We start from the raw sequence: 15,736 nt of genomic DNA, 5'->3' as shown, positions 1-15,736 counted from the left end.
ATCTCCTCTTACAACGAAGATTGAAGAAGATTGAATCAGTGCTTCAGGACTGCTGCAACCCGGACTTTTTCAACATTATCGACCCGAAGCAGACTCTGGCAAACGGAGCCGTGCATGAAAGCTTTGCGCCGCGTTAAGCCGTTAAGATCAGCTTTGCCACGGCCTGGAATTGGACATAGCCGGCGACCACTCTGGAAGTCGTGGTTGCGCCACCGAACTAAACCGCTCGCGCGGTAGAGCGCGGCGTATGCCGGACGATCAAAAAGCCGAGCGAGGAAAAATGGATGGAAAAATGAATTTTCTCCGCTGATCGACTTCGGACGTTGAATTTTCTTCGGACAAAAGTCGTACCGGCATTTCTTCTCACCAGGATCGGGCGCGGTGGATGACGCAAGCAACATGGTGGAGCATGGAAGGCGAGGGTCGCGTCGACTGCCAGCCGATGTGGACCTACCCATGCCGGCCTTGGCGCTTCGGCATCTGCAGGTCGCGCAGCGCATGAAGATCGTTTTCGATGAGATAGCCAAGAGCTCTGCAGCAGGCTATCAGTGTCGCAGCTTAGTTGTAGGCCCAGACAAACCTTTGGGCGAAATTTCGGGGACGTGGCGTGGCTGAATATGACGGGATAGTCGATGAAACTGAGCCACTTGCCGTAGGAAATATAGTTGTAGCCGCCGGGACTTCAGATAAACAGATCGAAAGACATTTCGAAACCGGACGGCTCCGGGTCGTTCAGGAGAAGAACGATCTTTTCCTGTCTCACGTGATCCAGTTTATCCGCGGGGAAGGCAACACAGTATGGGGCAACCTGCGGCCGGAATATCAGCGCCGCTTGCGTTGGGACAATAAGAAGAAATCGAAGCTCATCGAGAGCTTCATCATGAACGTGCCCGTTCCACCCGTCTTTCTGTACGAGAAGGAACTTGGCCGGTTCGAGGTGATGGACGGTCAACAACGCCTCAATGCAATTTCCGAGTTCTTCAGCGGGAGCTTCGCACTGGAAGGACTGGATATCTGGCCTGCGCTTAATGGTCGGAATTACAGTGCTCTTCCACCTTTGGTCAGGAGGGGGCTGGAGCGCGCCAAGATATCGGCCATCACCCTTATGTCTGACAATAGCTCGCCTGCGGAGGACAGCCTGGACCTTCGGGCACAGGTATTCGAGCGCCTGAATACGGGCGGCGAGCGGCTTAACCAACAGGAGCTTCGCAATTCGCTCTATTCGGGCGAATTCAATGCCCTTTTGATCGAACTATCTGAAACCCGTGCGTTCACCGACGCGTGGGAAATCCCGAACCATGAGGACAATACCCGCGCCGATGGGACTTCTAGCGCGGAACTTTCCGCCAACACTCTGTTCAAACGCATGGCGGACGTGGAGATCGTCCTGCGTTTCTTCGCTTTCCGCGAGCCGAAAGACATTGCTGGCTCTGTGCGGTCGATGCTCGACGGGACCATGAAGCGTCTGAGACGTCCCGATGCAGCGGCGCTGCAAACCTTGCGGCAGGAATTCGTGCAGGCGCTTGAGCTTTGCGTGGCGATTTTTGGCCCCCACATATTCCGTCTGCCGCCCAACGGGGATAAGCCGGGTAAGATCTCTCGCCCGCTGTATGATGCAGAAATGGTAGCTGTATTCAATCTGCGGCAGTACCGAGACGCCCTGCTAAACAACCGTCAGCTCATCCGCGACCAACTCCTTGAGCTGACCGCACTGAATGCCGAAACGTATGATCTCATGGTTGGCCGCGGAAACACCGCAAACGCCATTCGTGACCGCATCATCAAGGTTGAAGAGGTCATTAGGGGCATCATTAATGTCTAAAATGGATGACGCAAAATCGCTTGCGGATTCCTATCTTGAAGAAATTGAAGCGACGATTGAAATCCGTCAATCCTATACCAACATCGTCGTTGCGATGGCCGGACCGCTCATGGGCGCTCTCAAGCACGATAAGGCGGCGCAGACGGCTGTCCAGCAGGCTCTAAAGTATAAGACCGTCGACCCAAGCACGCTCTATAAGCCAATGATTGTGCAAATCCACGGCGTGTTCGAGAACTATATACGATCGTTGGTCAAGGCTGTTATTGAAGAGCGGTTCGAGGTCGTTGAACTCTATAGCAGCTTGGAACAGGGCTTTCGCAATAACCACGTTGCCCACGCTGCCCGGGTGTTGGCCCATGTGAAATCCGGCAACATTCTGGGCGTGGCGTACAACTTCGACAATCTGCTCACGAATCTCGGGAGAGGTCTTTCCGGCCAGAAGGGCTACAGACTCAATCCCGAAGTTTATACGAAGCTGATGGGAAATTGCACGGCCGAACGGTTGGAGAAGCTATTCGAGGCAATTTCGCTTCCAGAGCCATTTTCAGATGCGTTGGGTCAAAACGCGCAAATCAAGGCGCATTTCGATGATAAGACCAAAGGTCGCGTGGCTATTAGGGCGAAGGAAAAGCTGGACGCTCAAATCAACCTGCGCAACGACATCGTGCACGGCGATCTCACCCGTGTTGTAGATCTAACCGCATTGCGCGATACTTTGGGCTTCATCCGCGCTCTGAGTGCGGGACTGGACCAGTTGGTTCGGATGTAAGGTGATTGGACCGTGTGAAGAACCTCCAGCCGCCATCGGTCGATAAGCGCAAATGGTTCGTGGAGTATCAGTCGTACGATAACGCGCGTCATGTCGCCCATATAGAGGTCAGCACCTCACCCGGAAATTCCAATCGGCCGGCGAGCGAAAGCCTGCAGTCATCCTCGATCGGGAGGCTCAGAAATGGTTCAAGCGAGTACGCGGACGGTTTCAACTATGCTCGAACCCAAGGCTGCGAACCAGATGAATGACACGGAGGTTCTAGTAAAAGCGAGGAGGCCTTGATGGTGCCGGCATGTCAGCACCCGCGCGGCGACTTATGGCGGCAGGCCCGGCGCTATGCACCTATTCCGCCTCATGCAATCGCGGAGAACGTCACCATTGTGGCTTGCTGAGAGGTTGCCGAGCGCCCAACAATTAGGTGACGTGAACTCAGGATCGTAATTGGGAGTCGGCGCGAATGGGAGCAATCATGGACGGCCGTGCTTTGGTGGAAAGCCACAGCTTTCGGGGAAGCAGCTCAAAGAAGCAGACGTGTGGCTCGCGCGATACTATGTCTGCCATTGGCCAAGGCAGCCCTGATGCTTACTTTGACCACGGGTTGTGGCCCGCAAATTTGGCCGACCACGGTCATTTCCGTGTAGAGAACCTCGAATTGACAGCCGCTTTTCGCCATTTGAAGGGGCCATCCGCCTGAAAGGCTTGAGATGCAGGTACCAGGGACGATAGAAGCAGTCATCGCGGAGTTCGATAGGACGGAGGAACCGTTAGACACGCACGCCATCCAGGCCGCTCTTTCAAGCGCCCGGACAAGGCTCGAAGACAAGATAGCGACCGGCGATGCTTGGGCCGACCTAGTCGCGTTCGCCGTTCAGGCTGAACAGGAAGACAGGCCGCCGTGGAACACGTACTTCGGACCAATGGGGTCTGGAACGGATGCTGACGGGAGCGACCTGTACTTCCCCGACATCCGCCACCTGACGCCGGACATCGTCGCTCACTGGGAGCAGCGTGCGGATGCCGTGAGTCATCCCGTTATGAAAGCTAGATACGCTGATCTTGTTTGGGACCTGAGCAGGAACGCCGCAAACCGTAGACCCGACGTAAGGTTCGCTCGTCTCGCGATAGACAACTACATTGCCAGTGTAGCGGACGGCCGCAATGCCGATGACCATGACGACGTCGAGGCGCTGAAGCGCGCGCTCCAGTTGGCCACGTCAATCGGTCACGGTGAAAGGATAGGTATCGTCAAAGAAATGATGCTTGCCAGGTTTCAGGTCGAGGTGGAGAAGACCGGCTGGTGGCATTATCTTTACGACGCTCTCACGACAAACCGAAAGGCTGGTCTAAACTCGGACCAGAAAAGCGATTTGGTCGCTGGACTCGAGAAGGTACTAGCACGGTTCATGGCGGACGAGACCTTTGATCCGCATGGCGCGGAGCGCGTGGCTTCGCGTCTGCTTCCGTTCTATTCCGCGGGAGAGGATTTCGACAGCGTGAAGAGGGTTGGGCTGGCGGTTAGCGAGGCATTCGAAAAGATCGCGACGGCCGGCTCGCGCATGCAAGCGATGGCTTGGCTTCAAACTGCGGCGGAATTCGCCAGGCGTGCGGGGGACGGCGAGCGGCTCAAGAGGCTGCGGGTGGAAAGGGAGGCGGCGATCCGCGGCTCGGCGTCAGAGATGAAGTCCTTCAGCTACAGGCAGGAGATCAAGAAATCCGAGATCGAGGACGTCCTGAACATCTTGGTTGACGACGGGAACTGGCAGCAGACCCTCTTCAACATCGCCGCTGAGTTTATCACTCCCAAGCAGGAATTGCGGTATCGAGCAGAGGAAGGTGCGGCGACGTCCCCTCTGATGTCCATGATGACAATGTCGGTCATCGCTGATGATCATGTGGCGGCACAGGTCGGAGGGGACGATGATGGGGACGGAGGCCTCTACCGGTACGCGGATTTCGCCCGCCAGTCGAACCGCATCTTCCTGAGCAAGGCGCTCGACGCTGCGGTCGAAAGGCATAAGCTTTCGCCAGAGGAGATTGCGGCGTTCGTCCAGAGGACAGAACTGTTTTCAGATTTCGCGCTGGTTATTGCCGGGATCAGAGCTTGGATAGAAGGCGACTACGTCAAGTGCCTGTTCGTCTTGGTTCCGCAGATCGAAGATGCCTTCCGGAACGTGGCTCGCAGTGTAGGCGAGTCCGTGACGAAGGAGAAGCGAGGTCAGAAAGGCTGGGAGGTTTCACTAAACCTTGGCGATCTACTCAGCATGGAAAAGGTCAAGGCCGAGGTCGGCGAAGATATCCATTTCTGGATACGGGCGATTTTCGCCGACGCGCGGGGTATGAACCTCCGGAACCTCGTCGCCCACGGTTTGGCAAGTCGCGAAGCTGCTACCTACTACAACTGCGAATTGGTTATCCATTCCATGCTCATGCTCGGGGCGTACACGGATGTTGCTGCGGCATGTATCCATAAAGCCGAAGCCCGTGAGAAACGGCGCGCGGAGACTGAGGTCCTAAAGGAACTTGAAGAGGATGAGCTCAACGCCGAGGATTTCTTGATTGCTGTAGAGGACGAGATGGAAGGCCAATCGATGCTTGGGCAGCAAGACGAATTATGCGCGGAGAGACCTTGGCAGAGGAGGAGGCCGGAGCGGTAACGGACACTTTATTCCGCCTGTCCGCTGTTGGCGGATGGAGTTGCCATCGGGGTGAAATGAGCGTCAGCTTTCGGCCTAAACGCGACGCCTGAGTAGTGGTTCGGCGATGACCGCTCCTAACGCAAAGCGGTCAGATCACCGCCCCTAGCAAGAAATCTCAGTCACGCCCAAAACCCAATCTATTCCTCTTGCCATCCGCGCATCCTTCCCCTAATCTCTCCCCCCTGAGAAAACCTTTTCCCAAATCGCCCCACATCCGCCGACCTCACCATTCGGCACCCCGCAGGCCCACAAGAGAAAAGCTTTTCCCACCTGGGAGGATCGATATCCAAATCATGGCGTCCGGCGTCGAGCCAGTGCCCGCCAAGCAGCCCGTCACCCTGCGTGAAGTGGCCGCGCTTGCCGGCGTCAGCGTGGCCACGGCGTCAAAAGCGCTGAACAGGCAGGGGGCGGCCGAGACGCGGACCCGGATTCGCGAGACGGCGCAGCGGCTTGGCTTTCGCCCGAACAGCCTGGCGCAGAGCCTGTTGCGGCGGCTCCTTTACCGTCGGGCCTGCTGACCAACGACCTATCGCCGCGCCTTCGGCGCGCAGTTGTGACGGTACCGCCCTCACGAAGCAACTCTGATGTCGATGCCTACTATCATCGTGCGATGCCAAGCCGTCGCGGGGGGATGCGGGTAGCGTCAGCAAAGCGGAACAATCCGGCAGCCGGCGGGTTTGTAGGATGAAGGGCGATCTGTTTCGGAGAAAGATTACGATGAAACGCGTCCTTGCCCACCATGCGGTGCGACTGATGCTCGGCGGTGTAACCGCCTGTCTGCTCACGGTCGTCGAGATTCCCAACCCGATTGCGCCATTGTCGCTTGTGTCCGAGGCAAGGGCTGCCACCACCGTTTCGATCAGCACGTTCTACGAAGACCTGTCTTCCTATGGTGATTGGGTCTCGTATCACGGAGCGTCCGTTTTCGTGCCGGTCGATGTGCCTGACGATTGGCGTCCGTATACCGTTGGACACTGGGCCTATACCGAGCAGTATGGCTGGCTGTGGGTATCCGACGAGCCATTCGGCTGGGCGACGTACCATTACGGCCGGTGGGGCTATGCCGACGATATCGGCTGGTACTGGGTTCCGGGCACCCGTTGGGCGCCGGCATGGGTGAGTTGGCGTCGTGACAGGGAGCACATGATTTGGGCTCCGCTGCCGCCGCGCCGCGATCCGGATTTGATTTCGATCGAGGTGACCTTCGACACGACGCCGGATTATTACTGGGTTGTCGTCCCCACCCGCGAATTCCTTGCTGCGGACATTTCTACCGTCGTTATCCGTGATGAGCCGGAGTTTGTGCGCATCGTCGAGGCGGCCGAGCCGGCCGGCGACGTGACGATCCAGAACAATGTGGTGATCAACAAAGTCATCGATGTCGATGTGATCGAGAAGGAGACGGACCAGAAGGTGACTGCCGTCAAGGTCAGCAAGACCGACGCACCCGAGCAGTCCGGCAAATTGGAAAACGATACGGTCAAGGTCTTTCAAGGTGAGGTGAAAGCCGATGCCGATGCCAAACCAGCTAAGCTCAAAGACATCGAAGAGGTGAAGCAGGTTCAGGCTGGCCGCAAATCGAAGCCGATCGAAGGCGCAGCAACGACCGAACAGGCCGAGCCCGAAAAGGCCGCCAAGCCTGAGAAGCCGACGACCAAGGAGCAGCCCGCCACCGGGCAGCAGCAGGCCGAACCCGAGCAGGCGGCCAAGCCTGAGAAGTCGAAGGCCAAGGAGCAGCCCGCCGCCGGGCAGCAGCAGGCCGAGCCGGAGCAGGCGGCCAAGCCTGAGAAGCCGAAGTCCAAGAAGCAGCCCGCTGCCGAGCAGCAGCAGGCCGAGCCGGAGCAGGCGGCCAAGCCCGAGAAGCCGAAGTCCAAGAAGCAGCCCGCCGCCGAGCAGCAGCAGGCCGAGCCGGAACAGGCGGCCAAGCCTGAGAAGCCGAAGACCAAGAAGCAGCCCGCCGCCGAGCAGCAGGCTGAGCCCGAGCAGGCGGCCAAGCCTGAGAAGCCGAAGGCCAGGAAGCAGCCCGCCGCCGAACAGCAGCAGGCCGAGCCCGAGCAGGCGGCCAAGCCTGAAAAGCCGAAGGCCAAGGAGCAGCCCGCCGAGCAGCAGCAAGCCGAGCCGGAACAGGCGGCCAAGCCGCAGAAAGAGAAAAACAAGGCGTGCGATCCGCAGACTGAGAGCTGCTAGGCGTACGGGTAGACTGCGGCACCGCGATTATTCGATCGCGGTGCCGCTGAGCGGCCATTCCCCCCTTGCCATCCCCACATCCTTCGTCCTAATCTCTCCCTTGAGAAAACCTTTTCCCAACTCGCCTCGCATCCGCTGACATCACCAATCAGCACCCTGAGGGGTCATAAGAGAAAAGCTTTTCCCACCTGGGAGGATCATATCCAAATCATGGCGTCCGATGCGCAGCCAACGCCCGTCAAGCAGCCGGTCACCCTGCGCGAGGTGGCCGCCATTGCCGGCGTCAGCGTGGCCACGGCGTCGAAGGCGCTCAACGGGCAGGGGCGGATGACGGTCGAGACGCGGACCCGGATTCGCGAGACGGCGCAGCGGCTTGGCTTTCGCCCGAACAGCCTGGCGCAGAGCCTGCTCAGGCGGCGCTCCTTTACCGTCGGGCTTTTGACCAACGACACCTATGGCCGCTTTTCGCTGCCGCTGATGGCCGGCGTTTCCGATGCGCTGGTCGATGCCGGCGTCTCGGTGTTTTTGTGCAATGTCGAGGACGACCCGCGCCTTGCCCAGCTGCATGTCGATGCCATGCTCGACAAGCGCGTCGACGGCATCATCGCCACCGGCAAGCGCATCGACCGCCATCTGCCGGTCGACCTCGCCAATCTCGGCATCCCGGCGATCTACGCCTTCACCGAGCCCGATCCCAACGCCATCGCTTTCGTGTCCGACGATGCCGGCGGGGCGCGGCTGGCGGTCGAGCATTTTTGCCGGCTCGGGCGGCGGCGCATCGCCCATGTGTCCGGGCCGGCCAGCTTTGCCGTGGTGCATGCCCGGGCCGAAGCCTATCGCGAGGTGCTGGCCGAAAATAACCTGCCGGTCATGGAGCCGCTGCTCGGCCCCTGGTCGGAAGCCTGGGGCCACGAGGCGGTCAGAAAACTGTTCGACGGCGGCGATGGCACGCGCGAAAAGCCCGATGCGGTGTTTTGCGGCAACGACCAGATCGCGCGCGGCGTCATCGATGCCTTGCGCGAGCGCGGTATCGGCGTGCCGGACGAGGTCGGCGTCATCGGTTTCGACAATTGGCAGATCGTCGCCGAGGCAACCCGCCCGCCGCTGACCTCGGTCGACATGAATCTCGCAGCACTTGGCCGCGAGGCCGGCCTTGCCTTGCTTTCGCTCGTCGGCGGCGAACCCGCTCTGCCGGGCATTAGAAAACTGCCGTGCCGGTTGGTGGTGCGTCAGTCATGCGGCCGTCCGCCGGACGGCTGAACGAAACGGGCCGTGTCGATAGTCACCCGCTTGGGGGCGCGGCTAAATTAAGACGCTAAATTAAAACCATGTGGAGGAGAAGCATGAGAACCACCATTACCGGGCTCGCCATCGCCGCGAGCATTTTCGGCACGCTGGCAACGGTCGGCTCGGCCGCCGCCGACACCGCCAACATCTGGGTTCGCGCCGACGGCTCGAACTTCATGCCGCGCATCGTCGATGCCTTCAACAAGGGCCATCAGAACCAGATCAAGCTCGACATCATCCCCAACGCCGAAATCATCCCGAAATACGGTGCGGCCGCCGCCGGCGGCACGGCGCCCGATGCGCTGTCGCTCGACCTGATCTACACGCCGTCCTTCGCCGCCGCCGGCCAGCTGGAAGACATCACCGACTGGGCGAAATCGCTGCCCTATTTCGCCAGCCTGTCGCCGGCGCATGTCAAGACCGGCACCTATAAGGGCCGCATCTACGGGCTGCCGTTCTCGGCCGACTCCTCGGTGCTGATCTGGAACAAGAAGCTGTTCAAGCAGGCCGGCCTCGACCCGGAAAAAGGCCCGACCAACTGGGCCGAGATCGAAGCCGACGCCGAAAAGGTCAACGCGCTAGGCGGCGACATCAAGGGCTTCTACTTCTCCGGCAATTGCGGCGGCTGCAACATCTTCACCTTCACGCCGCTGATCTGGGCCTCGGGCGGCGATATCCTCACCGAGGACGGCTCCAAGGCGACGCTGGACACGCCGCAGATGCGCGGCGCCATCGACCTTTACCGTTCGATGGTCAAGAAGGACCTGGTGCCATCAGGCGCGCAGACCGACACCGGCTCCAACTTCTTTGCCGCCTTCGCCACCGGCAATATCGGCATCTCGCCGTCCGGCGCGTTCGCCATCGGTGCTCTGAACACGCAATATCCCGACATCGACTACGGCATCACCTTCCTGCCGGGCAAGGACGGCGCCTGGTCGTCGTTTGCCGGCGGTGACAATTTCGTCGTCACCAAGGGCACCACCAAAGTCGCGGTGGTGAAGGAGTTCCTCGACTTCGCCTATTCGCTCGAGGGCCAGACCATCCTGGCGAAATACGGCAGTCTGCCGGTGCGCGGCGACATCGCCAATGAGGCGCTGAAGGACCTCGACCCGCGCTACAAGGTCGCCGCCGAAGCAATGTCCAAGGGCCGCACGCCCTATTCGGTGGTGTTCAACGACCTGATCAACTCGGCCAACGGTCCGTGGAACCAGATGATGAACGAGGTCTTCTTCGGTGAAGACGTCGACGGCGCCATCGCCAACGCGCAGGAGGCCATGCAGTCGATCATCGATTCGGCGCCGCAGAAGTAAAGCGCCCACCTCCCCCTCGAGGGGAGGTCGGACCGCAGGTCCGGGTGGGTCGTTGCGGCAGTGCTCGACGTTCTTTTGCGTCGGCGCACTTCGCAGAGGACCCACCCCCGGCCTTCGGCCGGACCCTCCCCTCAAGGGGGAGGGGGACGCAGCGCTAACAGCAGGGCTATCGCGTTGAGAAAAGACCCCCTCATCCGGCCGCTTCACGGCCACCTTCTCCCCGCTGGGGAGAAGAGGCTGGCGTCAACGCTGGCGACCTCCTCTCCCCTCGGGGAGAGGTCGGATTGCCCCGAATTGCCCTTCGCAATTCGGTTGGCGATCCGGGTGAGGGGGTATTCTCCCGATGTGATTGCCCTTCAACCACCGAGCGGCCAGCCATGACCACCATCACAGCAATCTCCGCCCCGGCACGTCCCCGCAAACTGGTTGGCGCCGGCCGCCGGCAGTGGATCGGCCTGCTCTATGTCGCGCCGGCTGTTGCGCTTGTCGTCGTCTTCTTCATCGTGCCGCTTTGCATGACGGCCTGGATGTCGCTGCACAACTGGCCGCTGATGGGCGCGCACAGCTTTGTCGGGCTCGACAATTACTGGGCGATCCTGCGCGACACCCGCTTCTGGAACGCGCTGAAGTTCACCGGCTACTACACGGTGGTGGTCACGATCGCGATCTTCGCCGTCGCCTTTCCGCTGGCGCTGTTCATCGAAAGGCCGCGGCAGCTGACCGGCTTCTACCGGACGTCCTTCTTCATGCCGGCGGTCATCGGCTTCGCCTCGGCCAGCCTTTTGTGGTCATGGCTGCTCAACGTCGATTCCGGCCTGTTCAGCCCGGCCGCCTTCGAGCTTGGCCTGACCGAGAAGAAATTCAACCTGCTGGCGACCTTCCAGCCGGCCTTCTGGTCGATCATCGCCATGGTGGTGTGGAAGGTGGCGGGCTTCACCATGATCATTCTGATGACCGGCCTGCAATCGATCCCGCCGGATCTGCAGGAGGCGGCGATGATCGACGGGGCAGGGCCATTCGCGCGGTTCCGGGCGATTACCTTGCCCTTGATGCGCCGCACGCTGGCGCTGGCGCTGATCCTGTCGGTGGCCGGCTCGATCCTCGCCTTCGACCAGTTCTACATCATCCTGCGCGGCGGCCCGCGCAACCAGACGCTGACCGCCGTCTACTGGATCTTCAACCAGTCCTTCGTGTCGTTCAAGCTCGGCTATGGCGCGGCACTTTCGATGGTCCTGCTGGTCATCCTGGTGGCGCTCAGCCTCATCCAGCTGCGGCTGCTGCGCCAGCCCGAGGGGGTCGACTGATGGCGCAGGCAAGGAGCCGCAACCGCCGCATCGGCATGCAGATTGCCGAGCACTCGACCGGCATCATCGCGTCCATTCTGTTCCTGGCGCCGATCGCCTGGACGGTGCTTTCGGCCTTCAAGCCGGCGCAGGAGGCACGCCAGCCGCCGCTGCCGCCCTGGCCGACCAGCGGCATCTCGCTCGAGAACTACGCCACGCTCAACACCTTCGGCGACGGCCTCTGGCTGCCGGCGCAAAACAGCATCTACGTCTCGGTCATGACGGTCATCTTGTCGGTGATCGTCAGCGTGCTCGCCGGCTACGGTTTCTCGCGCTTCCGCTTTCCGCTGAAGAACCTGCTCTTCGTCGTCATCCTGTCGACGATCATGATCCCGTTCCAGTCGATCCTGACGCCGATCTTCCTGGTGCTGACAAAAATCGGCCTGCACAACACACTGACCGGGCTGGTCTGCGTCTATGTCACGCTGCAGCTGCCGTTCTCGATCTTCATGATGCGCAACGCCTTCGACGCGGTGCCGCGAGAGATCGAGGAGGCCGCGCGCATGGACGGCGCCAACAACGTCACCATGCTGTTGAGGGTCATGCTGCCGCTGGTCTGGCCGGGCATCGTCACCATCGCGCTGTTTGCCTTCCTCGGCGCCTGGAACGAGTTTTTGGCCGCGCTGGTGCTGATGACCGACCAGTCGAAATTCACGCTGCCGATCATGATGACCGCACTGCAGTCCGGCCGCTTCGGCGCCATCGACTGGGGCGCCGTGCAGGCCGGCGTCACCGTGATGATGGTGCCGTGCCTGGTGCTCTTCCTGCTGCTGCAGCGCTTCTACATCCGCGGCCTGATGGCAGGAGCCGTCAAGTGACCAATCGAATTGAACGGAGTAAATTTATGACCGCATCGCAATCCGCCAGTCAGGGCGCCAAGCCGAAACTCGCATTCCGCCCGCTGCCGGTACCGCAGGTCGACGTGCGCGGCTTCTGGGGCGACCGTGTCGATGCCGTTGCCAGCAAGACCGCCGGCATCCTCTACGACCGATGCGTCGAGGCGCGCATGCTCGAGCAGATCGATCCCGACCGGCCGTCGCCCGGCGTCGTCATTCCGTTCCACTCACCCTCGCCGGACGAGGCGGCCACCGCCGGCAACGAATTCACCGGATCGACGGTGACCACCCAGATGTTCTGGGACTCGGATTGGGGCAAGACCATCGAGACCGCCGCCTATTCGCTCTACCGCCGCCGCAACGAGGAGCTGGAGAAGAAGATCGACGCCGTCATCGACATGTACGGCAAGCTGCAGCAGCCCGACGGCTATCTGTCGAGCTGGTACCAGCGCATCCAGCCGGGCCTGCGCTGGACCAACCTGCGCGACTGCCATGAGCTCTATTGCGCCGGCCATCTGATCGAGGGCGCCGTCGCCTATTACCAGGCCACGGGCAAGCGCAAGCTGCTCGACATCATGTGCCGCTATGCCGACCATATCGCCGAGACGTTCGGTCCCGAGCCCGGCAAGAAGAAGGGCTATTGCGGCCACGAGGAGATCGAACTGGCGCTGGTCAAGCTGGCGCGGGTGACGGGCGAGCGCAAATACATGGAGCTTGCCAAATACTTCATCGACCAGCGCGGCCAGCAGCCGCACTACTTCGACGAAGAGGCGCGCGCCCGCGGCGCCGATCCCAAGGCCTATCATTTCAAGACCTACGAATACAACCAGTCGCACAGGCCGGTGCGCGAGCAGGACAAGGTCGTCGGCCATGCGGTGCGGGCGATGTACCTCTATTCGGGCATGGCCGACATCGCCACCGAATATGGCGACGACACGCTGCGGGTGGCGCTCGACCGGCTGTGGGACGATCTCATGACCAAGAACCTTTACGTGACTGGCGGTCTCGGGCCATCGTCGCACAATGAGGGTTTCACTGCCGATTACGACCTGCCCAACGACACCGCCTATGCCGAGACCTGCGCTTCGGTCGGCCTGGTGTTCTGGGCAAGCCGCATGCTCGGCATGGGTCCCAATGCGCGCTACGCCGACATCATGGAGCGGGCCCTCTACAACGGCTCGATCTCGGGCCTGTCGCTCGATGGCTCGCTGTTCTTCTACGAAAATCCGCTCGAAAGCCGCGGCGCCCACCACCGCTGGAAATGGCATCGCTGCCCGTGCTGCCCGCCCAATGTCGGGCGCATGGTCGCCTCGATCGGCAGCTATTTCTATGGCCTGTCGGACACAGCACTTGCCGTCCACCTCTATGGAAACGGCACGGCTCGTTTCGATATCGCCGGGGCGCAGATAGAGCTCACCCAGACCAGCAATTATCCCTGGGACGGCGCGGTCTCGATCTCCGTCGAACCGGAAGCGCCGACCGAGTTCACCTTGCACCTGCGGCTGCCGGCCTGGTGCCGCAAGGCAACGCTCAAGGTCAACGGCGCCGATATCGATCTGGATGCTGTCACCAGTGACGGCTATGCCGCGATCCGCCGCGAATGGCGCAAGGGCGACCGCGTCGAGCTCGATCTCGAAATGGCCGTCGACCGCCTCTACGCCAACCCGCAGGTGCGGCAGGATATCGGCCGCGTCGCACTGGCGCGCGGACCGCTGATCTATTGCATCGAAGAGACCGACAATTCCAGCCAGTTGCACCGCATCGCCCTGCCGCGAACGGCCGACATCGAGGCACACAAGCAGCCTAATCTTCTGGGCGGCGTCGTCACGCTTTCGGCGACTGTGAAAAAGGAGGCTCTCGAAAACTGGGAAGAGGGGCTCTACCGCACCGAACCGCCGGCGGTCGAGGAAGCGAAGGTCACCGCCGTGCCGTATTTCGCCTGGGACAACCGCGACCCCGGCGAGATGCTGGTCTGGCTCAGGGACGAATAAAGCCCGACGGCGGCGCCCGGCCGATCTCCTCGGCCACAAGTTCCTGCAGCTGCCAGAGATTGCGGTCGCGGATGCCGCAGGCGTCGAGATGGCGAATGGTCTCGAACAGATATTCGGCGCCCGAACCCCAATGGCCGACGGCCGTGGCCAGGGTCGCCGCTATCGCTCGCTTTTCGAGCTTGCCGGCATAGCGCGGATTGGCGGGATCGACAACGAAACCAAGCGCTTGGCCCATGCCGTCGCCCGTCCTGACCTGCAGCCAGCGCGGCACGTTGACGGCCGGCAGGATGGTCATCTCGCGGCGCAGCAGCGCTTCGAGATTGGCCGCCACTGGCTCGGCGATCTCGAACACCATCCCCTGGCATTGGCCGCCGCGGTCGAGCGCCATCATCAGGCCGGGCTGCTCCACCGTGCCCCTGAAGCGCTGCACCGTAAAACAGAACGAACGGTGCCAGCCCGTCGCTACGGCCCGTTCGCCACCCCTGACCTCGCCGGCCGGCTTCCATAGCAGCGAACCATAGGCGAACAGCTTCACCGGCCCGGCCGGCGCGCCGGCCAGCACCTCGTCGCGAATGCGCGCGTAATCGGCATCGGTCATGTAGACCATGCCCGGCGTCGGCCCGGCGTCCTCGACCGCCCGCAAGGTGCGGGCGACCAGCGCCTCGGTCAGCGCCATCGGCGGCTTGCGCGGCGCCGACTGACGCCGCGATGCGGCGGAAATGACCTTGCTCATCCTCACACTCTCAGCTTTGCCGCCATGTTGCCGAAGGCTGGAGGATTCTCAAGGGCCGAGTACGCGGGCGCGGCATCAGGGTTCAAAACTGTCGTGTACAACAGCTTGACGGAATCGCACAAAATACGCGGCGGACTTTTGCGCGTCGAATTCCAGCCACGGCACCGCATCGCTCTGCCGCGAACGGCTGAGATCGAGGCACACAAGCAGCGAACCGTCTGGGCGGCGGCGTCACGCTTTCGGCGATTGCCAAAAGGAGACTTTCGAAAACTGGAAAGGGGCTCTACCGCACCGAACCGCCGGCGGTCGAGGAAGTGAAAGTCGGCGCCGTGCCGCATTTCGCCTGGCACAACCGCGACCCCGGCGAGATGCTGGTCTGGCTCAGAAGCGCCGGATAGCGGTATCGCCAATTTGAGCCGCGTGAACGCCTTGAATTCGCCGGGGCGCGCGTCATCTAGCTTTGAGTGGCGCCTGCCATTTGAACGGGTGGAGGCAGATTTTGGCGCTCGAAGCTGTCGCGCGTCCGAACGCCGGTGGCCGCTTTGTTGCGGTAGCCGTCGTCGCGGTGCCGTTGGCTTTCGTCGTCAGTGGGCTGGCCATTCGCTATGCCGCATTTGCTTCGGTTTCGGCAGAACCCGGCTTCGCGGCCTATGCCCAGGCGCTCTGCCGCTGGGATTGCGCGTGGTATGTCGGCATTTCCGAACACGGCTATGAGCGCTTTCCCATTCCAGGCCAGAGCAATGTCGGACGCTGGGGCTT

The 15,736-nt window shown here is 61.3% G+C and carries 11 protein-coding genes and 2 pseudogenes; 12 read left to right on the top strand and 1 reads right to left on the bottom strand.

Annotated features, from left to right (window positions below):
* Window positions 1-607 precede the first annotated feature (607 nt).
* The 10 genes and pseudogenes from NKG95_RS33530 to NKG95_RS33485 all read left to right on the top strand — a co-directional run bounded on the left by NKG95_RS33530 (window position 608) and on the right by NKG95_RS33485 (window position 14,244).
* Window positions 608-1,822 (top strand): GmrSD restriction endonuclease domain-containing protein, encoded by a 1,215-nt coding sequence (locus tag NKG95_RS33530; RefSeq protein ID WP_353043795.1) that lies wholly within the window; start codon window positions 608-610, stop codon window positions 1,820-1,822.
* Complete coding sequence (locus NKG95_RS33525) at window positions 1,815-2,591, top strand: HEPN domain-containing protein (protein ID WP_292713315.1); 777 nt, start codon at window positions 1,815-1,817, stop codon at window positions 2,589-2,591. Before NKG95_RS33530 ends, NKG95_RS33525 begins: the two co-directional genes overlap by 8 nt.
* 707 nt (window positions 2,592-3,298) lie before the next feature.
* Window positions 3,299-5,248: a DUF7380 domain-containing protein gene (locus NKG95_RS33520; RefSeq protein ID WP_353043794.1), complete on the top strand. Its 1,950-nt coding sequence runs from the start codon at window positions 3,299-3,301 to the stop codon at window positions 5,246-5,248.
* Window positions 5,249-5,583: 335 nt separating this feature from the next.
* Window positions 5,584-5,816, top strand: a pseudogene (locus NKG95_RS33515) (LacI family DNA-binding transcriptional regulator); the annotation flags it as partial.
* A 191-nt stretch (window positions 5,817-6,007) separates the two neighbouring features.
* A complete protein-coding gene (locus NKG95_RS33510; protein ID WP_353043793.1) occupies window positions 6,008-7,477 on the top strand; it encodes a DUF6600 domain-containing protein in 1,470 nt (489 codons plus the stop codon).
* 210 nt (window positions 7,478-7,687) lie between these two features.
* On the top strand, window positions 7,688-8,737 hold the full coding sequence (locus NKG95_RS33505) for a LacI family DNA-binding transcriptional regulator (RefSeq protein ID WP_353043792.1): 1,050 nt from the start codon (window positions 7,688-7,690) through the stop codon (window positions 8,735-8,737).
* Between the two features lie 83 nt (window positions 8,738-8,820).
* Window positions 8,821-10,074 (top strand): ABC transporter substrate-binding protein, encoded by a 1,254-nt coding sequence (locus NKG95_RS33500; RefSeq protein ID WP_353043791.1) that lies wholly within the window; start codon window positions 8,821-8,823, stop codon window positions 10,072-10,074.
* A gap of 377 nt (window positions 10,075-10,451) precedes the next feature.
* The gene (locus NKG95_RS33495) at window positions 10,452-11,378 is read left to right on the top strand and encodes a carbohydrate ABC transporter permease (RefSeq protein ID WP_353043790.1); all 927 of its coding nucleotides are present in this window, start codon (window positions 10,452-10,454) and stop codon (window positions 11,376-11,378) included.
* Window positions 11,378-12,235, top strand: coding sequence for a carbohydrate ABC transporter permease (locus NKG95_RS33490; RefSeq protein ID WP_353043789.1), 858 nt, complete (start codon window positions 11,378-11,380; stop codon window positions 12,233-12,235). Before NKG95_RS33495 ends, NKG95_RS33490 begins: the two co-directional genes overlap by 1 nt.
* A gap of 26 nt (window positions 12,236-12,261) precedes the next feature.
* Window positions 12,262-14,244: a glycoside hydrolase family 127 protein gene (locus NKG95_RS33485; protein WP_353043788.1), complete on the top strand. Its 1,983-nt coding sequence runs from the start codon at window positions 12,262-12,264 to the stop codon at window positions 14,242-14,244.
* Here NKG95_RS33485 and NKG95_RS33480 read toward each other — a convergent pair.
* Window positions 14,231-14,977, bottom strand: a complete 747-nt coding sequence (locus NKG95_RS33480) for a gamma-glutamylcyclotransferase (RefSeq protein WP_352818344.1) — start codon at window positions 14,975-14,977, stop codon at window positions 14,231-14,233. The two genes, NKG95_RS33485 and NKG95_RS33480, sit on opposite strands and share 14 nt — an antisense overlap.
* A 314-nt stretch (window positions 14,978-15,291) precedes the next feature.
* Between NKG95_RS33480 and NKG95_RS33475 the strand changes: the two genes are divergently transcribed.
* Both NKG95_RS33475 and NKG95_RS33470 read left to right on the top strand, forming a co-directional pair.
* Window positions 15,292-15,375 carry a hypothetical protein gene (locus tag NKG95_RS33475; protein WP_352481318.1) on the top strand — a complete coding sequence of 28 codons (84 nt, stop codon included), beginning with the start codon at window positions 15,292-15,294 and terminating at the stop codon, window positions 15,373-15,375.
* Window positions 15,376-15,476: 101 nt separating this feature from the next.
* Window positions 15,477-15,736 (top strand): annotated as a pseudogene (locus NKG95_RS33470) (hypothetical protein); the annotation flags it as partial.

The sequence above is a fragment of the Mesorhizobium sp. M1423 genome, assembly GCF_040317575.1.
Lineage (GTDB): Bacteria > Pseudomonadota > Alphaproteobacteria > Rhizobiales > Rhizobiaceae > Mesorhizobium.
This window is presented reverse-complemented; position numbering and strand designations above follow the sequence as displayed.